A 25,138-nucleotide genomic window follows, 5' to 3' on the forward strand; every position below is an offset into this window, starting at 1 on the left:
ATGGTATCAGGAAATTTGCACAACGGTATGTTGTGTGACTATCAGGAAAGGGGCTCGGGTCGGGGAGGGGCACCGGCCGGGCGGGAGTAATCCTCTGGTAAGGGGATAAACTCATGATCGTCGGCCGGCGGGAGCTGAATGCGCCCTTGTTTCCAATCTTCCTTGGCCTGCTCGATGCGTTCTTTTCTGGACGAAACGAAGTTCCACCATATAAAACGTTCGCCAAGCGGCTCGCCGCCGAGCAGCATTAGCGTTGTATTCTCCCGAGCTTTGATGACAGGCTCCGCATTCTTATTAAAAACCAGCATTTTTCCGGGCTGATAAAAGTGGCCACCGGTTTCCACCGAGCCTTTTACTACATAAATAGCCCTTTCGGAATATCCGTCCGGAATCCGGAAAGTGGCCCCCGCCTCCAAAACGACGTGCAGGTAAAACAGCGGCGAAAGCGTTTCCACGCCGTTCGACAAGCCAAATGCATCGCCGGCAATGAGCCGCATCCATACACCGTTATCGGTGAATACGGGTAGTTCGCTCTTCGTATAGTTCCTGAAAGTGGGAGTCGATTCTTCATCCTTTTCAGGTAGCGCGACCCACGTCTGGATCATTTCCAGCCCACCGGCCAGTGCCGCAGGATCTTCGAAACGCTCCGAATGTGCAATACCGCTCCCGGCTGTCATCCAGTTTACCTCGCCGGGCTTGATGATCTGCTGCACCCCGGTACTATCGCGGTGCGTAACTTGCCCGTCGAACAGGTAGCTCACCGTCGAAAGCCCGATATGCGGGTGCGGGAGCACATCCATCGCCGACGGATTGGCGGGAACCGACCCCAGCGGCCCCGCATGGTCCATGAATATGAACGGCCCGACCATTCTTCTGAGGCGAAAAGGAAGTATCCGCTTCACCACCACCGACTCACTGATTGCCGCCTTCCGGGCTTCGATTACGATATCCAGCATAGGAATGTTTTTGGGTTAAAGATAGGCAATCATCCGAGCGTAAGTTCCCTTTCTACCTCAATCTCCCGCAGAAAATGTGCGTCGTGGGATACTACTAGCAATGTACCTCGATACTCGTTAATCGCCGCGGTGAGTATGCCGATGTTTTGAATGTCGAGGTTGTTGGTCGGTTCGTCGAGGATGATCATATCCGGCGCTTGCGTGGCGATGGCCAGGGAACAGAGCATGAGCCGCATTTTTTCGCCGCCGCTGAGGTTGGCGCAGGGTTTATCCCAATATTCCCGGGCAAATAGAAAGCGGTTGAGCCGGATCTTGATATCGTGTTCCTGCAAAGCCCCCGAACTGAATTGCTGCGCCTGCTCGTAGACAGTCAATGCATTGTTGATCAGTGAGTAATCCTGGTCTATGTAAATCGATTTGAAATCCGCTCGTTCCATGATGGCCGGCGTTTCAGTGCCTGTTAGAGGTTGAAGTTCGCCCAGGATCATTCGAATCAACGTCGTTTTACCGGATCCGTTGGTTCCTTTGATCGCAATGCGCTCGCCACTGGTAATCTGGAAGTCGAGATTCTCGTGCCACAGTGGCTGGCCGTCATAAGTGAAATTGACTTGCTTCGCATTGATCAGAATTTTACCCCTATGCAGGGAAGAATTGTCAAAATCGAGCTTCATTTTATCGGCCGCAGGCAGTTCGCTTCGTAAATGGCTGAGCTCCTGTGCGATTCCGCCCACTTTTTCGGCGTGAATGCCTTTCATCCGCGCAGTACTTCGCTCGGCGCTATTACGAAATGCGTTCTGAACGATTGTAGGCAGCCCCGCCTTCTCTTGTTTCTTCTTTCCCCGTGCATCCAGCTTCTGCTGTCGCTCCATCGCCTCCCTTTCTATTTCTTTAGCCTTGCGAAGCGCCTTTTCTTTCGCTTTCACATCGAGATTCAACGCCTCGTTTTCGATGGCCTTTTGCGCCGCGTAGAAGTCGTAATTGCCGCCGTACACGGTAATGCCCCTTTTGCTGAGCTCGCAGACTGTATCAAGTAGATTCAGTAGGGTTCTGTCATGGCTCACTATTACGAGTGTATTACTTGTCGAGCGGATATAGTCGTATAAAAGTATCCGGCTAGTGGCATCGAGGTGGTTGCTGGGCTCATCGAGCAGCACAATTTCGGGCTCATGAATCATGATTCCCGCCAGGAAAACCTTTGTTTTTTGCCCGCCGCTCAACTCGGACATAGGCTGGGACAAGGATATTCCGTGAAGTTGCCAGTGCGCGAAAGCCTCCTGGCAGCGCTCTTCGATGCCCCAGTCATCATCGAGTAATTCAAGGTTGATGTCTGTCAAATGCCCTTCCAGGATTTCCCTGAGCGCCAGTAATTTATCGTGAATGCCCAACGCTTCCGCAATCGTCAAGGCATTGTACTGGCCAAATAATTGGGGAACGAAATAGGGTTTTGAATCCGCCCCTGCCGTTCCGGACGTGGGCTTTAACCTTCCCGCCAAAATGCCGAGCAACGTAGATTTACCCGCGCCATTATTGCCTATGAGCGCGATTTTATCCTGTTTATTTACAGTAAGATTTATATCGGAAAACAGCACATCCCGGTTGGGGTGTGCATACGTAACACCTTGCAAAAAAAGCATAGAAAATTTCTTTTGAGAATGAATAATAGCAGCCGCCATCACGGCCGCGTGCATTTATTTTCCTGAAAGAAATGGTCTCCTACACCTGGTGTTTCCGGTTGGTGAATAATGATGCAAAGATAAGAATAAATCCCGAAAGTGTATTAGGTTAACAATCGGTTACTCTATTGCGACCATTTTAGTCAAACAAGCTGGTTTGGCGATATGGCGCTTCCAATTCCAGCAATAGCGCTTTATTTTCGAGCCCACCGCCAAAACCGACGAGCTTGCCGTTGGCGCCTATTACCCGGTGACAAGGTGCTATAATGGGAATGGGGTTCTTGTTGGCTGCGCCGCCTACGGCTCTTACCGAGTCGGGATTACCGATCAGCCGCGCGATATCGCCGTATGTTCGCGTTTCGCCGAAAGGGATCGTCAGCAATGCTTCCCATACCTGTATTTGAAAATCGCTGCCTACGAAGTCGAGTTGCAGAGAGAAGGTTTTGCGCTTTTTAGCAAAGTATTCGTTCAGTTGCTTCTCTGCTTCGAGCAGCAGGGGATGGTACGGATCTTCAACGCCGCTGTCAATGCTTGATTTTCGCGGGTCATAGTTCCAAAGCACTGCTCTCAATCCTTTCTCGCTGGCAATGAGTGTTAGTGTGCCGGTCGGCGATGCCATTCTTTTGAAGAAGATACCCATCTTTGCTGCATTTTGTCCTTATGCAACAAAAAACCGGATTTTATTGGTTCGAATCGGCAGTGTATGTAGCTGTGAAATCCGAATCCCGTCAGTAATCCGGATTATTAAACCGCTTTTTCAAAGTGGTAATTGAAATCCACAAAACCGCAGCGCCTCCGTAGCCCGTGTAGAATTTGTCCATCTCCATCACGGCCTCAGGTTTACACAAGTCCATAAACACATGAAGGACTAGTTTAAAACCACTCGTAAAGGACACAATCTGAAACCCGGTACTGATCAGATCGGGTAGGTTGGTTTGAATAAAACGGTTTTGAAACCAAAATGTAAAGAAATAAGCAATGCTTCCCAGGCCGGCCAATACAAAGATGATTCTGGGAGCGAGAACATCCCTGATAACTGAATTCAGTACCTCAACCAATTCAAAGTCAGTTCCTGGTGATGGATGCTTTGCTGTTTTTGTACCCGGAGCAGAGGGCGATGAAAACTCCAAATACGCCGCCGGCCAACGCGCCGGAAATGTTGGCTATGCTGCCGCCAACTACGGCGCCGCCCATGGAAGTGGAAATAAGTGAAGGAACCAGGGAGCTCCATTGATCCCCGCTGCATTGTTTTTTAGTTGTTGTGATGGAGGATTGCATGGCAGTGTGTTTTCAAGGTGATTAACAATTTATCTAGTACCTGTTACAAAAGTACAAGGTTCGGTTGTGGGTGCAAAGCCATGTAACCCCTCAATTTTTGGTGATTATTGTAGTATTTATTGTTAAGTAATTGGGATGGTGATTGCTAAAAGGTACAAAAAAAGTGATGGATAACTTGCTGAAAATCAGTCATCCATCACTCCTCAATAACCAGTCTGCTTAAAGCAGCGTTGCATTCAACACGATTTCGAAGCTGAATGCCTGGCTTACCGGACAGGTCTCTTCGGCGCCTTTGGCGATGACCTGGAACTCTTCCTCTGAAATGCCCGGTACTTTGGCTTGCAGCGTGAGTTCGGATTTGGTGATTTTGCCGTTATCGAGCGTAACAACCGACTGCGTTTCGAGCGACTCAACGGCGTAGCCGGCCTGTGTGAGGTCAAGGTCGAGTTTCATGGTGAAACATCCCGCGTGGGCGGCAGCAAGGAGCTCTTCCGGGTTGGTGCCGATACCGTCGGCAAAGCGGCTGTTGAACGAGTATTGTGTTTTGTTGAGTACGGTACTCCCCGTTGTAATATGTCCGGCGCCTGTTTTGATATCACCATTCCATACGGCTGTTGCTTTGCGTTTCATGATCTTTTAGAGTTTAAAATGGAAAAAATGGTTTGAAAAATAAACTGTACTATTTGGTACAAAATTGGATAAAAAAATTAGATTAAGACCTTCAGGTTCATACGGACCAGCTCGGCGAGCTTCCGCTGGTCGGGTTCCATTCTGCGCGTCACGTTGATGCCGTTCCAAAGGTTCACCAGGTAAGTTCCGAGTGCGTCGGCGGGTTCCTGGGTTTGCAGCAACCCCAGATCCTTGCCTCTCTGAACAGCTTCCGTGAATATTTCTTCCAGCAAGTGAAGGTATTTCGCGGCAATCATTTTCAGGCCGGCATCGTCGGCCGAAACTTGTATCAATGCATTACCGAAGTAGCAGCCTTTGTTACCAACCGGCGATTCGTTGCCGGTGAGCGACAGGAAGAAATCTCTGATAAACTGCACCGGGTCAGCACAGGTTGTGAGCGCGTCGCGGATGGCTTTGAAGTTCAGTTCAACGACCCGCTCCATCGACTTGCGGAACAGTTCTTCCTTGCCACCTTTGAATGCGAAATAAAAACTGCCTTTTCCGATTCCCATGGCATTGAGCAGGTCGTCGGCAGTCGCGTTGGCATATCCTTTCTCCCAAAAGACTTCCACCGCCTTGTCCAGGATCGCTGTTTCGTCATATATTTTAGGTCTGCCTGCCATTGTTTGCTTCGTTTGATAATACAAAGGTATAATACTTTACTAATTGGTACAAAATAAAAATGAAAATATTTTTTGAAGGACGTTTTGGCTGGTTTCGATAGTGGCGATGGAGGAAGGGGAGGATGGAGGAATGGGTGTCCCCTGTTGGGTATTACGGATTTGGTATCTCAACCATCGGACATTAGCTTTGCAGAGCATTTATTCATTATTAAAAACTGCTTCCCTTTTTTGAAAGCATCCGGCAAACAATGGATTACCCTGGGCTTCGCGCTTCTGATGCTTGTCAAAGCGTGGGTTATTCCTTTGGTGTACCTGGATTATGAATTGCGGAAGGAATATATCATCGCGAACCTCTGTGTGAACCGCGACAACCCGATCGCAGTCTGTGAAGGCAAATGTTACCTCGCCGAGAAGATTGTCGATGCGAAGAAGCAGGATGAGCGCCGGGCCGAGCAAACTTTCATGGCCAACCTGTTATTCCAGTCTATGGACACCGCTAAGCCATTCATTTTCAAGTATCCGGAGCATTTTGAAGGGCGGTTGAACGTAACATTTGACTATATCTCTCCATTCCTTTCCCGCACGGTAACTGCGGACATTTTTCATCCCCCATTGGCTTAGGGAGCCACTTTTTTGAGTTTTCGAACGGCGCGGCCCAAAGCAGCGTCCATCCTTTCCATTTCCTTATTTTCAAAACTTACTATGCGCTTGCATACCCGAAGAATCATCGTCGGTTTGCTGGCAGTGGCTATGCTGCCTGCCTGCAAAGACCGCAAACTCCCTTATCTGGGAGAGCCTCATACCGTTATTAAAACGGTTGGAGGAAAAGCCATCGAGGAAACGGACTATCCGTCGATTCCGGCATTTTCATTCACCAATCAGGATAACAAAGCCGTCTCCGAACAGGATTTCAAAGACAAAATCTACGTTGCCGACTTCTTCTTTACGACCTGTCCGACGATTTGCCCTGTGATGAAAAAGAATATGCTCAAAGTGTACGATGAGATAAAGGATAACCCGACCGTCCGGATTCTGTCTCACACCATCGACCCGGAGCATGATACTCCCGCAGTTTTGAAAACCTACGCCAACGACCTGGGTGTGAGCAATGCAACCTGGCAATTTGTGACCGGCGACCGGGAAAAGATCTACGATATCGGTCAGCGGCATTACCTCATTACCGCCGCCGAGGACGCCAAATCGCCGGGTGGATTCCTGCATAGCGGGCATTTTGTGCTGCTGGACAAAGACCGTCACATCCGCGGCATGTACGACGGGACCACCGATGAAGGCACCTACGAGCTCATCCGGGATATCCGAACGCTGCTCAAAGAATATGAATAGTAAAATCGGTCTCCGGAGGAACCAGGAGGCCGATTTTCATGTAGCTTTAAGTGCAATACAACATCTTTAATCACTAACCTTAAACCATTATGTCGAAGAAAATTCTGTTGCTGGCAGGGGATTATGTTGAAGATTATGAGGCTATGGTGCCTTACCAGGCCTTGCTCTCTGTCGGGTTTGAAGTGGATACCCTTGCCCCCGATCGCCAAAAGGGAGACACTGTGCCTACCGCCGTGCACGACTTTGTAGGTGACCAGACCTACAAGGAAACGCAAGGCCATCGTTTTGCGATAACCGCCGATTTTGACGGTGTCAATCCGGCTGATTATGACGGGCTTTACATCGCAGGCGGACGAGCGCCCGAGTACACACGCCTCAACAAGCGTGTGTTGGAAATTACCCGCCATTTCTTTGAAGCCAACAAGCCGGTGGCAGCCATTTGCCACGGGATCCAGATACTTACCGCCGCAAAAGTGCTGCAAGGCCGGACACTGACGGCCTATGTAGCCGTAGGCCCTGATATCGAACTGGCCGGCGGAACCTGGAAGAATATCCCGGCCGATCAGGCGATTGTGGATGGCAACCTGGTTACTTCGCCCGCATGGCCCGGTCACCCGGCCATTTTGAAGGAGTTTTACAAACTGCTCGGCGTGCAGATCAGCGGTATTTAAAAGATGTTTTGAAGCTAAAAAAGCCAGACTTGCATTGCAGGTCTGGCTTTTTTAACGATGTATGAATTGGAATTAAAACTTGAAGGAAACACCTGCATTGATCGAGTAATCAGCAAATGCAGCGTCGCCGCGGGTGAAGACGCCGCTTTTGTCGGAATACGCTTTGTCGGTTACGCTTTGGGTGCGGTTTCTGACGAATGCAACCGGTACCGTAGCGAAAAAGCTGAATTTCTCTCCGGAATAGGTGATGCCGGGCTCCACGCTCCACACGTAACCGGGCCGACGGAAATCGCCGCTGCCGCCTACGAGGTCATGCACGGGAATACCTTCCAGGCGGGCGCCGGCAGCCACTGCCCAGCCTTTCAAAAATGGATTAAGTGAATAGCTGAAACCTCCACGCGCCATGTATTGGTCGGGGACGCTCATAATAGCCTCGTTGGCAAGGCGTGGTGAAAGGGTTTCGCGGTAGGTGCGTACGCCATTCTGCTCTCGCGGGTTCACGAGGTAAAAGAAATTACCGTATACGCCGAAGTTGTGGAAGATGTTGTAAAATGTATTCAGCTCTACGGTCACGCCGGTTCCGCCATCGCCCAGCTGAATGGACTGGTCGACGGTACGCAGCTCTTTTGTGCCGTTCGGGCCTACATTGTACCAGTAATCCTGGTAGTTGTAATCGCCGGTAGGCAGCTTGATACCCAAGCCAAGCTGGATATTGCCCCGGTAGCTCTTTTTCGGATCAAATAGCCAGCGGTAAGCGGCAATGCGCAGATCGCCGATACCAAACGAATGCATACTATGCCGCTCATTGAACTTGTTGGCACCATTCACCAGCCCGTGTTCGTAGAGTGAAGAGCGGGCATTTGAAATGATCGGAAGATCGACCATCAATGACCAGCGGTCGTTCAGAATGCGCATGATATTGATATCGACCGACGCCGTGTGATTGATCACCTCGGTGTGCTGGACGAGCCGTTCCTTGTTTTCGGTTTTGCCTGAAAAATGGCGGAATGATTTGAAATAACGGGCGCTGGCACTCACTACCCACTGGCTGTGGTTGCTGCTGTCGGCGTGCGCGATCATGCATGCATTACCCGTGCCGCGAATGGCGACACAGCCTTGGGAAAATGTATTTTGGGTAGCGCAAAGCGATATCAGCAATGCGAGTGACGATTGTAGTAATTTTTTCATTACAAATTTGGTGAATGTTCCTGGGGTTGAGTACACGCCTCTTACACCTGCCGGATTTGCAGGGTTACGGGGCTTTTAAAAAAGATGCTTAGGTAAGCAGGCGGTCAGGCGGCGGTGTGAGGACGGCATGACAGGTTTCGAAAACCGGACAGGAATATTGGTCTGTTGCTGATGGTGTTGTTTCGATCCATTCCATGACAAAGAAGACATGCTTCTTCGGAGAGGTCATGAACTCTTTCAAAAAAGATTTGAGCAGCTTCGCGTGGCTTTTGGGCATAGTGTTTCCCGGTGCCGTGCTGACGGTTTCATTCTGAATATGGTCCACGAGCTCCATGTACCGATCGCGGGCATTCTGGTCGTACTCGCAATAGACGTACAAAGTGTCGTTCAGAAGCTGTTTGGTCCTGATCTGATAATACTCGCCTTCATGCCGGATCTTACCTTCGGAAGGTTCCGGAACCGACCAGTCGGTTTGGTAAGGCAGGGAAACCGGTACTTTCACGACGATATCGCGCGAGTAGGCGGTGCGTTCGATGTGCTCACGGCCAGCCGCTGTTGGCACATACTGATCCTCACACAGATAAAGCACCGAATAGCCCATCATGTTATAGAGTAGTAATGCAAAAAGCAGTAGTGATAAAAATCGGCCCAAATTTCTTTCCAGCGGTTTTTTGGATGCAAAGGTAAATAAAGTCAAAAAAATGAAAATATCGTACAATATTTTCGAGTCTGAAACCGGAAAAAAGAAACTTTGGATTGATCTTCCGGCGGAACCGCCTATTTTTGCAGGACAATTACCATTCTTATGTCCGAGAACAGACTTCTTTTCTGCATTTCGCCTCCTCCGGTAGCCTGAACGGCTTAATGACCGGAATCTATTTTGGTACTTCCCGTTTCTTCGGGAGGAGATATTGTTATTCCCTGTTACCATTGTTCATAAAGGTTGTTGAGCCTGAGCCCTTCCGAGGGGTGTGCTTAACCCGTTCGCGCTGTACTCACCGCGCCGATAATCATTTTTAATACCTTTTTTGAACAAATACTCCAATGAAACAAGCTTTCATCAAGCTACATATAGCGATTATTCTCGCCGGGTTTACCGGAATTTTCGGAAAACTTATCACGGTCAATGAAGGACTGCTGTCGTGGTACCGGATCTGGCTTGCAGGCATTCTGATGCTGCTAATCCTGGCGGCCACTCAAAAGCTCGAACGCATATCTTTCGGCGATTTTATCCGCACTTCACTGACCGGGCTCTTGCTCGGCCTGCACTGGATTTTCTTTTATGGAAGCATTAAGTATTCCAACATTTCGGTAGGGGTGGTCTGCTTCTCGCTGGTCGGCTTCTTTACGGCCATTTTCTCGCCGTTGATCAACCGACGGCGTTTCGTACTTTCCGAATTGCTGCTGAGCCTGCTCACATTGATGGGTATCGCGTTGATTTTCAGTTTCGACTCGCGGTACCGCCTCGGTATCGCGCTGGGCGTGGTGTCGTCGGGGCTCGGGTCGCTTTTCACCATCAACAATGAGCGGCTGGCGCATTCCTTCAAAAGTGAAACGGCCACCGTGTACGCCCTGATCGGCGGAGCTATCGCATTAACCCCGCTCATGCCGCTGTACTTCTACTTTTTCCCTGTCACGACGCTCGTACCGTCATGGGCGGATCTGGCCTACCTGTTGCTGCTGGCGTTTTTCTGTACCGTAGTTCTTTATATGCTGCAAACGCAGGTCCTGCGCCGCATTTCAGCCTTCACGGTCAATCTCAGCCTGAATCTGGAACCGGTTTACACGATTATCCTGGCCATTCTGATCTATCATGAAAACAAGGAGCTCCTCTGGTCGTTTTACCTCGGTCTGGGGCTGATCATATTATCGGTAGTGCTGCAAATGCTGCAAGTGATGCGTGCCCACCGGAATGCGAGCCCGGTGGTGGCGGAGAGCCATTGAAAAAAAAAGCGCCGCGGAGCGTGTGTTCAATGCCGCCCCGCGGCGCTTTTCAACTGTTGTAATGCATTTTCAATTACGCCTTCCATGAGGCCTGATGTTCCCGCGAGGGTGCGTGTAAATCCCTTATAGCCCAATGCTTCGGGAATGTCTTTGCTCAGGTTAATTTCTCCCTGCTGCCTGCTCAAAGCGATTTCCCGGGTTTGCAAATGCGCAGCCAGGTATTCCTGCTCCGACTGCCCGGGTGTGGGAATGAGTAATGCCTTTTTTTCGAACATTGCGAGGTCCATCAGCGTCGAATAACCGCTTCTGCAAATGACGAGCCGTGCGTGTGCGAGCGCGTCCGCAAGCTCATGCGCGCTCGCATAGGTGGTGTAGGTGATATGTCCGGGCAAATGCGTATGCGCTCGACCGGAAGGATTGCCGGCGATGATATGGAAATGGTAATTTGTGGCTAATGCGGCCTGTTGAAGCATTATTTCTTCCAAAATGCCTCGCATGGGCTCCGGGCCGGAAAGCAAAATGAGGATGCTGTTGTTATGACTCTTTTCAGAAGCGACCGGGGCGAGCAGTTGAGAGAGTAGCCCAATGTAATGCGAATTCGCGGGAAGTTGCCGCGGGTGCGACAATGCACCGGCCAGCCCGCCATTTTCCCGCGCATCAACCACCCAGCATTCATCGAATTTCTCCAGCATCCGGTAATGCATCCGGCGCATAAGCGAATCTGCTACCGCGCCGAAACCCGTCATGATCTGTAACTGATGGGTCAGGATCACTGATTTTAAACCTTCGATTTTCAATCCATATCGATTGTCGGAAATCACGAGGTCAAACCGGTGTGTGGCTTGAGTGTCGTGCAGCCATTTTCGTTCCCTGCGGATTGCTCCCAGAATTTTCGGGATTTGAGATAATATTTTCAATATAAAAGTGCCGCCGCTGCTGCTATACGTAATGCCGTAACCGGGAAGCATAAGCTGCGGCACATCGGGAAAGTTCTTTTTTAACAGCACCGCGGTTGCACCGGAAGCCGCAATGGTTACCTCGCATTCTTTCGCAATAAGGTACCGGATGACGGGGATACAGCGTGTAGCATGTCCCAGTCCCCAGTCCAGCGGCGCTATCAGGATACGGAATGGCAGGGTAGATTCAGAATTTGGTTACAAAGCAAAAATAGGGGGTTTGCCGCTAATTCGGGCCGAGAAATGACAGTACACGCTCGGTAACCTCTTTCAGCGGCGGAATCTGGACGGGCTTCTGGAGGTAATCCATCACATGGCCCGAACCCATGGCCCGGTCATAATCCTCCACTTCCGAGGAAGAACTCATCATGCAAATCGAAATGGGTCGGGGGACGTCCGGTTTCAGTTTTCCGTATTCGTTCAGGAATTGCCAGCCGTCCAGGATAGGCATATTAATGTCGAGCAATATCAGTTGGGGAAGTTTCAGCGCGTCCTCTTTGTGGCTGTTGAGATAGTCCATCGCCTCCCGGCCATTTTCAAAAAAGATGATTTCCCGGGCTATTTTGGCTTTTTCAATAATGCGTTTGAGGAGGTAAGTGAAGATTTTATCATCGTCCACTACGCAGAGTATTTCAAGCATTTTCGTTAAAAGTAATTTTGAATGTAATACCCGCGTCGACCTTACTGAATACCTGAATGTTCCCGCCCTGGGCTTCTATCTGATTTTTTATCAAAAATAAGCCAACTCCGTGAGCATCTTCGTGTTTATGGAAAGTTTTATATAAACCGAAGATTTTGTCGGCGTGAAGCGAAAGATCGATCCCTTTGCCCTGATCGCTGTATTCCAGTACTTTAAGACCTTTTTCGTTACGATAGAACCGAAGCTGAATCACCGGGTGCTGATTGTCTTTTTTGTATTTGATACCATTGGAAATCAGGTTCATCAGAATGCTTTCCAGGTAAATGCGCGGGAATACGATCTGTTCTTCCATAAAATCCATCCCGATTTCCGCTAAGCTGGTATGCAAGCTTTCGTCGAGCACACCGAGAACCTGATCCGTCACTTCCCTGATATTCAGCTTTTCACCTTCCAGGTGATTGTCGCGGATCTTGATAACCTGTGAAAGGTCGTCGAGCGTGCCGTTCAAATGCCTGGACACCGTTTTGATTTTCTGAAAAAGCTCTTCATTGTCCTTGGTAAGGGTCGATTCATCCACAAAATCCGCAAGCAGGGCGATGTTGCTCGAATGGTTGCGCAGGTTGTGAGAAAGGATATGGGTGAAGCTTTGTAGTTGGCTATTCTTCTGAGCCATCTGATCGATCGATTTGACCAGTTTCAGTTCCAGTGTCTTGTACCGGTCGATATCCATGATAATGCCTCTGATCGTGTTCACCTGGCCGCTGGCATTCAGCGAGGGCGTGGCCGAAAAACGCACCCATTTGCGTGCGCCCGTGGCGGTGGTGATCTGGAGTTCATGATCCCAGGAGCTGCCGGTGGCAATGGACTCCCGCAGCGCTGCGCGGACAATCAACTGGTAAGGTTCGGGGAAGAAGCGGAGCAGGTCGGTTTCGTTCTGGATATGCTCTTCGTTGGTTTCCAGGATGTTGCCGCAAGTGGCGGTCCAGCGGAACTGGCCGGTAGCAGGGTCGTATTCCCAGCCGCCGAGTTTGCCTACATTGCTTGCAGCGCTGAGCAGGAACTCGCTTTCCGCCAGTTTCTCTTCTACGGATGTGCGTTCGTCGATTTCCCGTTGCAGATCGGAAACAGACCGGAGCAAGAGCACATTTGGGAAGATTTTGAACAGGTAATAAACCGTCGTCATCGAGATGATCGCCGTGGCAAATCTGACGAGCGCACTGAATCGGTACACCGGAATCCAGAAGATCAATGCGTCGATCAAATGCGTAGCGCCGCAGAAAGCGATGAATGCGATGAAGAGCCAGATCGTTTTAGGGAATGGAAAGTCTTTTCTGCTGCGAACGAACCGGATCAGGAAAACGGGTATCAGGAAGTAAGCGGCCCAGATGAGAATGTCGGAAACAATGTACAGCCAGCCATGGAAATCCGACCACGAGCCGCAATACCAGCGGGCAGGCCATTCCGATTGGCTGAAAATCCCCCGAAAGAATTCTGCTATCTGCTCCGGTAACCCGTCTTGGCTTGCTTTTAAGGGGGCTGAGCCCGTACGGCAAAGTGTTATACGGTCGTCTGAAATGGCATGATGTTGCGCAGTTTCCGGGGTCATGGATGCTTAATTAACAGGAGGCGTATTCGAATATTAATGATAAAACTCATGCCAAACAACCGCGAATTCGTTTTAGAAACTAGCCTGCCCTATGCCGTAAAAATACTATTCGATTTGATTTGTAATAATAGTTTTAATGACATGCGTAGATCGCAACCAGGAAAGCGTGTAGGGGGCTTTTTAACTGACGATCGGTCTGGCATTGAGCATGAATTAATGCCTGATTGTATCCTAATTAAAGGCAACTGCCGCCTGATAAAGCGTCGAGTCGGTCAGTCAGCCGGTCGTGATTGGTTGTATCTTTTATTCTTGAAAGTCAAAAACGCGGTTAGAATAAATAATTTGAAATGTAGAAAAAGTTCAAACTCTGTAAGTGCCCGGCTGAGGACTTTTTGACTAATTTAGCAGGCCGCGTTAAACATACCACGTGGCGTATTTTTGCCATGAACATTCAGATCCATCAACACAACGAAACCGCGATTGCGGAAGTAACATCCGATCAGATTTTGATCCATACCCCCGACGAAGGCCTGCAATTAATGGTCGATTTGTATTACCAGGGTTACGGCGAGATGATCTTGCACGAACAAAATATCGCCCCCGAATTCTTCGACCTGAAAACAGGTATTGCGGGCGAAATTTTGCAGAAATTTACTACCTACCGCGTCCGTCTGGCCATTGTGGGCGATTTTGCACATTATGAAAGCAAAAGCCTGCGCGATTTCATCTTCGAAAGCAACAAAGGCAGGCAGGTTAATTTTGTACCTTCGGTGGAGGAAGCTCTTGAAAGATTGTCAACATGATGCGATGGAAATAGATGAAATCCTCGAACGTTTTCACCCACTGCCGCCTGGTTCGAAGGAGGCTTTGATAGCGCGTGTTTCGGAGGTGAAGTACCCGAAGGGACATGTACTGATTCGCTCGGGCAAGGTGGAAAAAACGCTCTATTTCATCCGTAGCGGCATCGTGCGTGCCTACTCCGACGCTGATCGCGGCGATGTTACGTTCTGGTTCGGAAAGGAGGGGGATGTGGTGATTTCCATGAAAAGCTACGTCTCCGGCCAACCGGGTTATGAGCATGTCGAAACCCTGGAAGCGTGCGATTTGTACCAAATGAAGGCGCAGGATCTGGAATCACTTTTTGCAAGCGATATTCATATTGCCAACTGGGGACGCAAACTGATCGGCCAGGAGCTGATTAAGACCGAAGAGCGGCTTATTTCCATGCAGTTCAAAACCGCCCAGCAACGCTACCTCGACCTGATGTCCGGCACCCCCGACCTGCTTCATCGTGTGCCATTGTGCCATATTGCTTCCTATCTTGGGATCACGCAGGTGAGCCTGAGCCGCATTCGCGCGGAGATCAGGTAGCGACTCTCTTTTTATCATTTGTAAAATTTTTTACCGATCCGGCGCCCGACCTTTGTATGCAAAAACAAAGTGTTATGAACTGGATTATTTTGATTGTCGCCGGCCTTTTTGAAGTCGGATTCGCCTCTTGTTTAGGAAAAGTTCGTGAAACAAGTGGAAACGAAATGTATTTATGGTTCACGGGATTTATCATTTCCCTGGTTGTCAGCATGGCATTGCTTCTGAAAGCGACGCAAACGCTCCCTATTGGCACGGCTTATGCTGTGTGGACGGGTATAGGAGCGGTGGGAACGGTGCTGGTAGGGATACTGATTTTTAAAGACCCCGTCAGTTTTTGGCGGATATTCTTCATCAGCACGTTGATCCTCTCCATTGCGGGACTGAAAATGGTTTCGCAGCATTAATCGCTCGCGGTTCCGGCATCACTTTTTACCAACCCGGTTCTGTGGATTTTTTTGTACAGACGTGAAACCTATGAACCGAAGCAACGATATCGTTTTTGCCGACCGCAAAGATGCGGGACTCCAACTAGGACATTTCCTGAGCGCACGCTACAAGGGCTCGGACCCACTCGTGATGGGCATTGCCCGTGGCGGCGTGGAGGTAGCCTATTACGTCGCGCAGTGCCTTGAAACTGACCTGAATATGGTCATTTCGCGCAAGTTGCCGGTTCCCGGCTGCCCGGAAGTTGGTTTCGGGGCTATTGCGGAAGATCTGTCGGTGTACATCGCTCCCCGGTTCAGGCGGTCGTTGGAACCGGAGACTATCGGAGAGATCATCGACGAGCAGACGGACGAGGTGAACCGCCGGATCGGAGTCTATAAACATGGCAAACCGCTTCCGGATTTGCGGGGGCGTACCGTGATCATCGTCGACGACGGCATTGCGACGGGCGTAACGCTGGTACCCGTAATACGCCTCTGCCGCAGTCGGGGCGCCGACCGCGTGATCGTGGCCGTGCCGGTGGCTGGCAACAACTACGATGCGCTCCTCGATGACGCCGATGCCATGGAAATACTCGTTATGCCCGAATGGTTTTACGCAGTAGGGCAGGTGTATGCCTCCTTCCGGGACCTTACCGATGATGAGCTGCTAGCCATCGTCCGCAAGGGCGCTTACCTGCGCTCGGGCTGGGAGCATGTGCGTAGTTTGCATTCCTGACCTTCACTAGAGCCGGGCTGCATCCAGATGTGAAGTTCTGTGACCATCCCGGATTTGAACGGCTCATCCCGGATAAATTTCCTTTGCTTAGAAATACTTGGATGCAGGGTTGGATTGCGGTATGTTGGGGAAAACAATTGCTACACCAATCAGCCTGACCATGCCTACTTTCATCCGCAACGAAAAACAGCCGCGCGCCATCAATCTGGATAATATCGATAGTATTAAAATCGAAAACGGAATCCATTATGAGATCGTCTTCGAGCGAGGACTGCATAATGCCGGATTAGGGGAGCTGTCGGTGATAGACCGGTGGCGGTTTGATACTGAGAAAGAGCGGGATAAAGTTCTGAAATGGATTCTGGATAGCTATGCGTTGAAGTTCTGACATGGCTACAATCGACGCTCGCTGCAAATGCTCTGACCGGGTTTCGGATACAAATCCCCCGGAAACGGTTAATCCTGCTGGAAAGAGGCTGCCTAGTTTTGCGTGGATTAAAAACAAACGCAAAATACCAAAGTATGAAACTTGTAAAATTAGGCAGCCAGGGACTCGTGGTGCCCCAGGTGGGGCTGGGCTGCATGGGCATGACCGGCATGGCCCATATGGATATTTACGGAAAGGCCGATGAGGCGGAAGCCATTGCGACTATCCATCGTTCGTTGGAATTGGGTGGGAATTTCTTGGATACGGCCGATCTGTACGGGCCGCTGGTTAATGAGCAACTGGTGGCAAAAGCGACGAAAGACCGCCGGCATGACTATCTTCTTGCTACGAAATTCGGTTGGGAAATCGATGATAATGGTCAAATAACCTGGAAGTTCCGGGCAGACAAGGAGTACGTCAAAAAGGCGGCCGAAAGGTCGTTGCGTAACCTCGGGACCGACTACATTGACCTGTATTACCTGCACCGGCTGGACCCCAACACGCCGATTGAGGAGACTTTGGGGGCGATGTCGGAACTGGTGAAAGAGGGTAAGGTGCGTTACATCGGATTGTCGGAAGTATCGGCTGAGACCATCCGCAGGGCGCACGCAATCCATCCGATTACCGCCGTGCAGACAGAGTACTCGCTTTTTGAAAGGAATGCGGAAGAAGCCGGCATTTTGCAGGCGCTTGAAGAATCCGGCATTGGCTTTGTGGCTTACTCTCCACTAGGCCGGGGGTTCATCAGTGGTGAGCTGAAAAGCCCGGATGACCTGGCCGAAGATGATTTCCGCCGTTCGATACCGCGGTTTCAGGGAGAGCAGTTTTATAAAAACCTGGACTTGTTGGCTGAAATTCAGGCGATAGCGGCCGAAAAGCAGGTGACGTCGTCGCAGCTGGCTCTCGCCTGGGTGATCGCCAAGGGCGTGGTGCCGATTCCGGGGACCAAGCGGCGCAAATACCTCGAAGAGAATATCGCTGCAACGGATATCCGGCTAAGCGAGGACGATCTGGCAAGACTGGAAGCCGTGATCCCCCTCGGGACCGAAACGGGCGACCGGTACGACAAGGCCGGAATGCAGGCGATCGACCGGTAACCATGATACAGGCAGGGCACATGTTCTGCCTGTATGTTTTTATATTTAGCTTATGAAAATACAGCCCCCTCATATTGTTCATTCCATTTCTGAGCAGCACCGGATACTTGCATTACCCAAGCCGGTGCATCCGTTGGTAAGTGTTTTCAGTTTCGATGAAATGGATCACGCGAACGCCGATACGCGTATAAAAACGCTGGTTACGAATATGTACTGTGTTTCGCTTAAACGGAATGTCGCCGGCAAAGTGCGTTATGGGCAGGGGTTCTATGATTTCGACGAGGGCATTATGTTTTGCACCGGGCCCGGGCAGGTGACGGGCAACATCACGGAGGATCACAAGCCCGTTGGCTGGTGTGTTGTATTCCATCCCGATTTCATACGTCGTCATCCGCTTGGCCAACGGATTAAGGATTATGGTTTTTTCGACTACTCCGTTAATGAAGCGTTGCACCTTTCGGAGCAGGAAGAGGGGCTGATTATTTCTTTGGTGAAAATGCTTCGCGATGAAATCAGTGCACGGATCGATGCGTATTCCGAAGACGTGATCGTCGCTCATCTCGAACTGCTGCTCAGCTACGCACACCGATTTTACGGCCGTCAGTTCATTACCCGGAAACCGGTCAGCAGCGATGTGCTGGTTCGCTTCGAAAAGCTGGTATCCGATTATTTTCAAACCGACCGGCCGGTTTTGGAAGGGCTGCCCACTGTGTCGTACCTGGCACGTGAGCTGAACTTTTCAGATAACTACCTCAGTGATCTTCTTAAAAACCTCACGGGCCAGAATGCGCAGCAGCACATTCACCGCTTTGTGATTGATAAGGCCAAAGAGCTCCTGGCGCAAACCAATTTGACCGTCGGTGAAATCGGGTTCCAGCTCGGTTTTGAATTCCCGCAGTCGTTTAGCCGGCTGTTCAAAAGCAAAACAAGTATGACGCCTTTGAATTACCGGAGGTCGTTGGCTAGATAAAAGAGGCTGTCCGTAATTCCCCCTCTATTTGTCCCGAATAGCTACGCGATGTTGTGCTGCATCTGTCTATTTTGCATTAGTTTAAAAACTGATCATTAGACATCCGATAAAATGGGAAAAATAATAGCCGGGATCAATATGACACTGGATGGCGTTTGTGACCATACGAAGGTGACACCAGATGATGAGGTCCATCACCATTATGATCAGCTGCTGCGCGAGGCCGACGTCATTCTGTATGGGCGGATAACCTACCAGCTGATGGAGTTTTGGAAGACTATCCTCGAAAAGCCGACGGGCAATCAATCCATGGATGAGTTTGCGGTGGCGATGGATCGTATCCCGAAGATCGTTTTTTCACGCACGTTGCGCGATGTCGACTGGAAAAGTGCAACGCTGGCCAAGCGGAGCCTGGAAGAAGAGGCTCTCGCACTCGCACAGCAGCCGGACAAGCGCATTCTCGTAGGAAGCCGGAGCCTGATTATCGACCTGCTGCGATTGGATTTGATCGATGAATTTCAGCTGATGATCCACCCCGTTATCGCAGGAGAGGGCTTGAAGTTGTTTGAAGACATCCGCGACAGGAAACTTTTGAAATTGATCAAAACAAAAGCCTTCCATTCCGGCGCCATTATACATTATTATGAACCGGCGGAAAAGCAGATCGGTAATTGAAAAGGCCTTCTGCTGCCGAATACTTCACCTGCCCATTGTAAGTGATAAACGCGATTTTCATAAGGATGTAAGCCTTTCACTGAATCGTGCCACAAAATACTTCAGACGCAACGCAAAATTTTTGATAGTTTAGAGCGAAAAAAGACAGATCGCTCTTCTATGCTTATTAAATGGGTTAAAATTCTGCTCGTCGTTGGTTTGGCGCTCGTGACTACCGTCCTGATGCTTCGTTATATGGATGTAACGTCGGCGGCGTTCAGCTTCGGATTCAATTTTGCGCAGATGTTCTGGGTTTCGGTACTTGAAACTCAGCTCAAACCGGCGCTCGATTCACCCTATTTCAACGCTTTTCCTTTTGAAAAGGACGGGAAATTGTACCGTAGGTTGGGTGTGGAGTGGTACCGGGCTATTCTGACTAAAAGTGGATGGGAGAAGTTAAGGCAGAAGTCGACTCCCATTAGAAAGAGCCTTCGTGATTTTGAGGCCTATGAACGGGCAAGCAGGGTGGCGGAAGCCGGGCATTTGGTGGCAGGTGCCGTTGTTTTAATCGTCACCGGCTACGTTATTGTAGCCTACTCGGCCAAGGCTGCTCTATGGCTGGTTGTATTTAATGTGTTCCTGAATCTTTATCCTGTTCTGTTACAGCGGTACATCCGTCCAAGACTGCTGCGTACGATCGAGAAACTACGGAAAAGCCACCTGGTGGCTAGCTAAGAGGCAGATTCGATGCCTGCCATTTTGCAAATATACCCTCTGAATATATCTTAAATAGTATGGTCAAGCACACGATTACCAGGACCAAAGGGCGCAGGTTCAATCCATTGATTTTGTTGGTGCTGGCTACGGGCTCTTTTGCCTATGCCCAGGAGCCGGCTTTTGACCAGGCGTACGACCGCATATGGAAGCAGGCAGCCAGCCAAGATCTAAATACGGTCCTGGCGTCGGCTGACTCGTTGTACCAGTCTACCTCTGTGCCGGTGCATCGCATGCGAACCCTGATGCTCATAGCAAGGCTTCATCAGCAAAAGGAAGAACTGGAAAAGTCGGTGGAATATGCCCTGAAAATAGACCAGCTCGCCGTGGAAAATACCAATTATACCTGGCAGGCAAGAGCCAATGCGTACCTGGCCGGCCTCTACCGGATGATGGAACTGTCCGGAAAATCCAGAAGCTATTCCCAAAAGGCGCTGGCAATCGTTCCCAAAATAGAAGATGCAGAACAGGCCAACAGCACGCGGGGACTGCTTCTTCAGGAGCTGGGTTTCGCGAGTATGGACGAGGAACACTACGAGCAGGCCATCCGGCATTTCAAGGAAGCTGGCAAAAGCATGGACAAAATCACCAAGAACCGCGAATTCAATATTATGAACAATGAGCGGCTTTTAGGAGATAATTACCGGCTGCTGACCCGTTACGATACCGCACTTGTACATTATCACAGAGCACTCAAACTAAGTACCACGCAGCCACCTCATTATGCGATCGGGCTGATCTACAAAGGAATGGCCGAAACGCTGATGGAAACAGGTCGCCTGCCGGAGGCCAAGATTTATCTGGACAAAGCCGAACGCCTTGCCGACGAATCACAATATCTGCAATTGAAGGATGTTACGTACGACCTCTCCAAAAGGTATTATGCCCTGGTAAAGGATTCGAAAAAGCTCAGTAAGGCACAAGAAAAGAGCAATTCGGTGGTAGATACGATACTGAACAAACGGGCGCAGGTGCTGAACAAGATGTATGCCCAACTGGATAAGGAAACGGTGAAAGTGGAGACGCAGGATAGCCAGAAAAACGCGACTATCCTTGCCGCGATTACACTGATCTTTTCAGGCGGCGTCTTTTTTGTCGAGTACAGAAAACAGCAAAAACGTGAGCTGGCTCACGTGCGGAATGTGCTTGACAATCTGAATAAGGGGCAAACCGGGACCTCAATGGAGCATACCGGCATCGTGTCCGCGATCAACGAAGAATCGGATGAGATATCGATGGACGACGCTATTGAAGGGGAATTGATGAACGTTGGCGAGGAAAATACTACCAGGCGAATGATGCCGATAGAGACAGAACACAATCTGTTGGAAAAATTAGGTGAATTCGAAAAATCAGATGTTTTTCTAGAGGGGGGCTTTTCTCTTGCTTCTTTGGCTATACAGTTGGACACAAACACAAAGTATCTGTCGTATTTAATTAAAATGCACAGAAAGACAGATTTTAATAGTTATATAAATAGCCTTCGCGTTGATTTTGTCATGAAAATGTTACAGAAGGACCCAACATGGCGGCAACAAAAGATCAGTTTTTTGGCCACCGCTTCGGGCTTTTCTTCCCATAGCCAGTTTGCAGCAGTGTTCAAAGCGCACACCGGGATATCGCCTTCTGTTTTTATTAAGCATCTTGCCGGCGAGTTGGATTAGGTACACAAATCACCTCTATGTATCCCGTTTCCGATAGCGTATGATACGTCAAACTAGCTTATGACGTATTTAATCAACTATTTAAAGCTACTATAATAGTATGGCCTCGTAGGGTCCATATTTGTTCTACAAAGTATTTGGAGCGTCGATTTTAGGCACTTTTGAACACTTGCGTTCAATGGTCTCTTAGCTTTGTATAGTTATATTTCAGTCTATGAATTGTGCAATAAAAGAAAGAATTTGTGTCGAAATTCAGGAATTTTGGTGCAGTACCGGTTGAAATTCAGGAAGAGGGCGCTTTACCTTTGTCTCGGTAGACATGCAGCAGTTTATTGATGTCGTCGTCGATTTACAAATACTTTTTCGAACAGCTATCGTGCTGTTACCGTTGGCAACGAACTTGCAAGGATAGAAAAATGGCTACATGTTACACAGTTCCTGATAACAAACACAAACCACCGTCGAATGTAAAAAGCAATGCCCCCGTCGACCAAAAGCTTACCCGCGTTATAGCAGGCAGCATATCTGCCATACCGCGACGTCAATAATGTCTGTGATTTAAAATGTCATGTAACGCCAACTATACGTGCGTTGCCAAGGCAGACTGGTGGCAGCGTAAAAATATTTCACTATAAAACCTACCTATTCAGAAACACCTGGTTTATATGTCAACTAAATGATGGCGTATCGGAACTTAAAATCGGTATGCTTAATGGGTACGTATATAGCCAATCGTTTGAGATTTCTATTAACCCTCTCATACTAAATATTCAAAAACAAATCGTCTATGAAACATCTGTACAAATTTGTCCAGAGAAGGCTTCTTTTCTGCACACTGCTCCTTTGTGCACTAAAATCGAGTGCCGCTGTTGAAACGTTTCCGTCGGGTTCTTACATAATTAATATGGGAATAGTCCCCCAGACAGTGAATAACGGATTAAAACCGTATGGTTTGATATATGAATTACTAAAGACCCACAAAATTCCTGTCAAATGGGTTATAAATCAGGCAAAAGGAAAAGACGGGATTGATTTCACCTACAACGGAGTTGACTATAAAGGAGGCACTTTTATCATCCCCGGCCAATATGTGACCCCGGCTATTCAAAGCAGGATTACTTCATATGGCGTGACAGGGACCACTGCGGGTGCATCTTTTGCCGCCGACGTGACTTATACCTTGAGTTCGGCCCCTGTATGGACCCTGAATGCGGAGAACGATGGCATTGCCGAGAAGTTTTTTTCGGAAGCCGGGCTTCCTTCTACCGCTTACAACCATAAGCTTCCGGCGGCCCTCGGGGCTTGCGACGACATTTTTGTCATGCCCCATTCTGACCCCGCATGGAGTACCCACGGTAATCTCTATGACTGGGTAAAGAACAATCATGGATCGGTATGGGCAGGTTGCAGAAGTGTGAGTATTATGGAAAACCTGTTTAATCCGTCAAATACATCCCAACAACTTAATTTTCTTGCCAATAACGTCGGGGCAGCTGGCAATGCATTGATCCCCTATGGAGATCATGATGACCCGCGGACGCCATTTGTTCACCAGCATTTCGGCAGCCCTGCAGCCCAATACATGGGTATCACCGACGATGCGCATACAGGTGGCTCGGAACAAACCTATCTGCCGGTGGCCGGCGGTAGCTGGCGGTCGACTACGCAGCTGATTGCCTACGCGCCGGATCAAAAGCAGGTGCTCAATGGAATTTCTCCCGGGCAGGCGGCCATCATAGCCTTTGGTCATGCATATGGCGATAGCAATCTGGGATACGTGATGTATGAGGGAGGGCATGATATCAGCGGCAAAAGTACTGCTTCGATCGCAGCACAGAGGGCATTTTTTAATTTCAGCTTGTTAGCGGCCCTTGAAAAGACACCGGTTTTACAAAGCAGCGGGATACAGAAAAACGGGAATGCCTATTCCGTTCATGTGGCAGCTTCTTCACCGGCCGGTTCGGCTTTGCAATACAAATGGTCTTCCAGCTGTGGCGGTGTTTTTGCAGATCCCAACAGTGCGGCCACGACGTTCACGCCTGCGGAGGGAAGTACGGATTGCGTTCTGACATGCGTTGTTACCGATGCGTGCGGTAGAGAGAGTTTCGCATCCATTCCCTTTAAAGTGGCCAACTACTCTATCAGCGGGCGGATTTCGAATGATGCCGATGGCGGGTTCGTTAATGGTTCAGGTACCAATGCCGGCGGAAGTTTGTATGTAAGTCTCATAAAAGACAACGTAATTGTTGCGACGACAGCGGTAAAGTCTGACGGAACCTATACCTTCACCGACCTTGCCGATGGAAACTATCAACTTGTGTTAAACACGACTCCCGCCGGTAGCACGAGCGCTCAATTGCCGGCTGGCTGGCAAAATACCGGGGAAGGTACGGGACCTGTTACGGTCGATGGCATCACACCGGATGGCAGCATTGATGGAAGCGTCTCCGTCAACATAAGTTCGGGTAGCCCTCTTGCCATTACGAACGTTAACTTCGGGGTTCAGCACCCGCCACTAGCACAAGAGCAGACTTATACGATTAACGGAGCAAGACCCAAACCGGGAGATAGCGTTGTTCTAAACGGAACCGGCACGGGTACACCTGGAAATAATTCCTCGCCCGGACCGCTAAGAGGAAGTGATCCCGAAGACCAACCTGTGACAGGTTCTCTTCAAGGTCGTAGCGTTGTAATCACTGCCTTACCTGATAATGGGGTGCTTTTCTATGGAAATGAGCCTGTCGTGCTGTCTGGCGGACGATACCTGATCGGAAATTATGATCCTTCACTTCTGAAAATTCAGCTGACGAGCGGTACCTACACGGCTATGACATTTGAATATGCATTTGTTGATCGCGCTGGTGTGCAAAGCCCTTCGGTTGCTTACACAATAAACCTGGGGGATCCTATGCCAGTGACGTTGGTCGGCTTCAACGCGGCAAGGAACGATGCTCGTCAGGCGCTACTGAGGTGGGAGACTACTTTCGAATCCAACAGTGATTTCTTTGAAATACAACATAGCGTTACCGGCAAGGATTGGCGGGTTGTGGGGACTGTAAAATCGCATGGAACAAGTGAAGTACTAAGAAAATACGATTTCCTGCATCAGGAGGTTTCCGACGGTACCAATTACTACCGGCTCCGGATGGTCGACTTTGACGGGTCGTTTGCTTTTAGCAAAATCCTTGCTTTGGAGTTCAAGACCGAAATGAAAATCTCGGTCTATCCCAACCCAGTCTCCGACCGGCTGCATATAGCGGTCGATAGGCCCGAAGCCATCAGCAGAATCCGGATTTATACCAGCGCAGGTCAATTGGTGAAGGAGCTGACCCTTCTCCCGGAAAAAGGGATCGATGTGGCGTCATTGGCTAATGGAATATACATACTAAAAGCACACTATGAAGGTGGAGAGAGCGTTGCCGAAAAAATTCTGATTTCCAGGTAAGCAGCGCCTTTCTTCGCCGGCCCGTTC

General features: G+C 49.6%; 26 protein-coding genes. 15 read left to right on the forward strand and 11 right to left on the reverse strand.

Annotated features, from left to right (window positions below; all coding sequences use genetic code 11):
- Positions 1–41: 41 nt before the first annotated feature.
- The 6 genes from J2Y43_RS30260 to J2Y43_RS30285 all read right to left on the reverse strand — a co-directional run bounded on the left by J2Y43_RS30260 (position 42) and on the right by J2Y43_RS30285 (position 5,199).
- A complete protein-coding gene (locus tag J2Y43_RS30260; RefSeq protein ID WP_309991543.1) occupies positions 42–956 on the reverse strand; it encodes a pirin family protein in 915 nt (304 codons plus the stop codon).
- Positions 957–985: 29 nt separating this feature from the next.
- Positions 986–2,590 (reverse strand): ABC-F family ATP-binding cassette domain-containing protein, encoded by a 1,605-nt coding sequence (locus tag J2Y43_RS30265; RefSeq protein WP_309991545.1) that lies wholly within the window; start codon positions 2,588–2,590, stop codon positions 986–988.
- 178 nt (positions 2,591–2,768) lie between these two features.
- The gene (locus tag J2Y43_RS30270; protein WP_309991548.1) at positions 2,769–3,269 is read right to left on the reverse strand and encodes a methylated-DNA--[protein]-cysteine S-methyltransferase; all 501 of its coding nucleotides are present in this window, start codon (positions 3,267–3,269) and stop codon (positions 2,769–2,771) included.
- Positions 3,270–3,694: 425 nt separating this feature from the next.
- On the reverse strand, positions 3,695–3,907 hold the full coding sequence (locus tag J2Y43_RS30275) for a hypothetical protein (protein WP_309991551.1): 213 nt from the start codon (positions 3,905–3,907) through the stop codon (positions 3,695–3,697).
- A 219-nt stretch (positions 3,908–4,126) separates the two neighbouring features.
- Positions 4,127–4,537: an OsmC family protein gene (locus tag J2Y43_RS30280; RefSeq protein ID WP_309991554.1), complete on the reverse strand. Its 411-nt coding sequence runs from the start codon at positions 4,535–4,537 to the stop codon at positions 4,127–4,129.
- A 77-nt stretch (positions 4,538–4,614) separates the two neighbouring features.
- Complete coding sequence (locus J2Y43_RS30285) at positions 4,615–5,199, reverse strand: TetR/AcrR family transcriptional regulator (protein ID WP_309991556.1); 585 nt, start codon at positions 5,197–5,199, stop codon at positions 4,615–4,617.
- A 228-nt stretch (positions 5,200–5,427) separates the two neighbouring features.
- On the opposite strand from J2Y43_RS30285, the gene J2Y43_RS30290 reads away from it, so the two are divergent.
- The 3 genes from J2Y43_RS30290 to J2Y43_RS30300 all read left to right on the forward strand — a co-directional run bounded on the left by J2Y43_RS30290 (position 5,428) and on the right by J2Y43_RS30300 (position 7,214).
- On the forward strand, positions 5,428–5,820 hold the full coding sequence (locus J2Y43_RS30290) for a hypothetical protein (RefSeq protein ID WP_309991559.1): 393 nt from the start codon (positions 5,428–5,430) through the stop codon (positions 5,818–5,820).
- An 81-nt stretch (positions 5,821–5,901) separates the two neighbouring features.
- Entirely contained in the window at positions 5,902–6,543 is a 642-nt protein-coding gene (locus J2Y43_RS30295) for an SCO family protein (RefSeq protein WP_309991562.1), read from the forward strand.
- A gap of 89 nt (positions 6,544–6,632) precedes the next feature.
- Entirely contained in the window at positions 6,633–7,214 is a 582-nt protein-coding gene (locus J2Y43_RS30300) for a DJ-1/PfpI family protein (protein ID WP_309991565.1), read from the forward strand.
- Between the two features lie 72 nt (positions 7,215–7,286).
- Here the strand turns inward: J2Y43_RS30300 and J2Y43_RS30305 are convergent, their stop codons facing one another.
- Both J2Y43_RS30305 and J2Y43_RS30310 read right to left on the reverse strand, forming a co-directional pair.
- Positions 7,287–8,402 carry a hypothetical protein gene (locus tag J2Y43_RS30305; RefSeq protein WP_309991568.1) on the reverse strand — a complete coding sequence of 372 codons (1,116 nt, stop codon included), beginning with the start codon at positions 8,400–8,402 and terminating at the stop codon, positions 7,287–7,289.
- Between the two features lie 88 nt (positions 8,403–8,490).
- Positions 8,491–9,054 (reverse strand): hypothetical protein, encoded by a 564-nt coding sequence (locus J2Y43_RS30310; RefSeq protein WP_309991571.1) that lies wholly within the window; start codon positions 9,052–9,054, stop codon positions 8,491–8,493.
- A gap of 392 nt (positions 9,055–9,446) precedes the next feature.
- Between J2Y43_RS30310 and J2Y43_RS30315 the strand changes: the two genes are divergently transcribed.
- Positions 9,447–10,346: a DMT family transporter gene (locus tag J2Y43_RS30315; protein WP_309991574.1), complete on the forward strand. Its 900-nt coding sequence runs from the start codon at positions 9,447–9,449 to the stop codon at positions 10,344–10,346.
- A 26-nt stretch (positions 10,347–10,372) separates the two neighbouring features.
- On the opposite strand, the gene J2Y43_RS30320 is transcribed toward J2Y43_RS30315, so the two are convergent.
- From J2Y43_RS30320 to J2Y43_RS30330, 3 genes are all read right to left on the reverse strand, one after another.
- Positions 10,373–11,353: a glycosyltransferase gene (locus J2Y43_RS30320; protein ID WP_310226718.1), complete on the reverse strand. Its 981-nt coding sequence runs from the start codon at positions 11,351–11,353 to the stop codon at positions 10,373–10,375.
- A gap of 175 nt (positions 11,354–11,528) precedes the next feature.
- Positions 11,529–11,942: a response regulator gene (locus J2Y43_RS30325; protein ID WP_309991579.1), complete on the reverse strand. Its 414-nt coding sequence runs from the start codon at positions 11,940–11,942 to the stop codon at positions 11,529–11,531.
- Positions 11,935–13,548: an ATP-binding protein gene (locus J2Y43_RS30330; protein ID WP_309991582.1), complete on the reverse strand. Its 1,614-nt coding sequence runs from the start codon at positions 13,546–13,548 to the stop codon at positions 11,935–11,937. The genes J2Y43_RS30325 and J2Y43_RS30330 overlap by 8 nt, the downstream gene beginning before the upstream one ends.
- Positions 13,549–13,991: 443 nt before the next feature.
- Here J2Y43_RS30330 and J2Y43_RS30335 point away from each other — a divergent pair, with 443 nt between their 5' ends.
- The 11 genes from J2Y43_RS30335 (at position 13,992) to J2Y43_RS30385 (ending at position 25,111) form a co-directional block, all read left to right on the forward strand.
- Positions 13,992–14,351 carry a DUF4180 domain-containing protein gene (locus J2Y43_RS30335; protein ID WP_309991586.1) on the forward strand — a complete coding sequence of 120 codons (360 nt, stop codon included), beginning with the start codon at positions 13,992–13,994 and terminating at the stop codon, positions 14,349–14,351.
- Positions 14,352–14,355: 4 nt separating this feature from the next.
- Complete coding sequence (locus J2Y43_RS30340; RefSeq protein WP_309991590.1) at positions 14,356–14,919, forward strand: Crp/Fnr family transcriptional regulator; 564 nt, start codon at positions 14,356–14,358, stop codon at positions 14,917–14,919.
- Positions 14,920–14,993: 74 nt separating this feature from the next.
- Positions 14,994–15,323, forward strand: coding sequence for a multidrug efflux SMR transporter (locus J2Y43_RS30345; RefSeq protein WP_309991591.1), 330 nt, complete (start codon positions 14,994–14,996; stop codon positions 15,321–15,323).
- A gap of 70 nt (positions 15,324–15,393) precedes the next feature.
- The gene (locus tag J2Y43_RS30350) at positions 15,394–16,080 is read left to right on the forward strand and encodes a phosphoribosyltransferase family protein (RefSeq protein ID WP_309991594.1); all 687 of its coding nucleotides are present in this window, start codon (positions 15,394–15,396) and stop codon (positions 16,078–16,080) included.
- 160 nt (positions 16,081–16,240) lie between these two features.
- Positions 16,241–16,468, forward strand: a complete 228-nt coding sequence (locus J2Y43_RS30355; RefSeq protein WP_309991596.1) for a hypothetical protein — start codon at positions 16,241–16,243, stop codon at positions 16,466–16,468.
- 134 nt (positions 16,469–16,602) lie between these two features.
- Positions 16,603–17,604, forward strand: a complete 1,002-nt coding sequence (locus J2Y43_RS30360) for an aldo/keto reductase (RefSeq protein ID WP_309991601.1) — start codon at positions 16,603–16,605, stop codon at positions 17,602–17,604.
- A gap of 52 nt (positions 17,605–17,656) precedes the next feature.
- Complete coding sequence (locus tag J2Y43_RS30365) at positions 17,657–18,574, forward strand: helix-turn-helix transcriptional regulator (protein WP_309991604.1); 918 nt, start codon at positions 17,657–17,659, stop codon at positions 18,572–18,574.
- Between the two features lie 111 nt (positions 18,575–18,685).
- Complete coding sequence (locus J2Y43_RS30370; RefSeq protein ID WP_309991607.1) at positions 18,686–19,249, forward strand: dihydrofolate reductase family protein; 564 nt, start codon at positions 18,686–18,688, stop codon at positions 19,247–19,249.
- A gap of 159 nt (positions 19,250–19,408) precedes the next feature.
- Positions 19,409–19,963 (forward strand): hypothetical protein, encoded by a 555-nt coding sequence (locus J2Y43_RS30375; RefSeq protein WP_309991610.1) that lies wholly within the window; start codon positions 19,409–19,411, stop codon positions 19,961–19,963.
- Between the two features lie 59 nt (positions 19,964–20,022).
- Positions 20,023–21,666, forward strand: coding sequence for a helix-turn-helix domain-containing protein (locus J2Y43_RS30380; protein ID WP_309991612.1), 1,644 nt, complete (start codon positions 20,023–20,025; stop codon positions 21,664–21,666).
- A 787-nt stretch (positions 21,667–22,453) separates the two neighbouring features.
- Positions 22,454–25,111, forward strand: a complete 2,658-nt coding sequence (locus J2Y43_RS30385) for a T9SS type A sorting domain-containing protein (protein ID WP_309991615.1) — start codon at positions 22,454–22,456, stop codon at positions 25,109–25,111.
- Positions 25,112–25,138 lie beyond the last annotated feature (27 nt).

This window comes from Dyadobacter sp. BE31 (assembly GCF_031457695.1).
Classification (GTDB): domain Bacteria; phylum Bacteroidota; class Bacteroidia; order Cytophagales; family Spirosomataceae; genus Dyadobacter.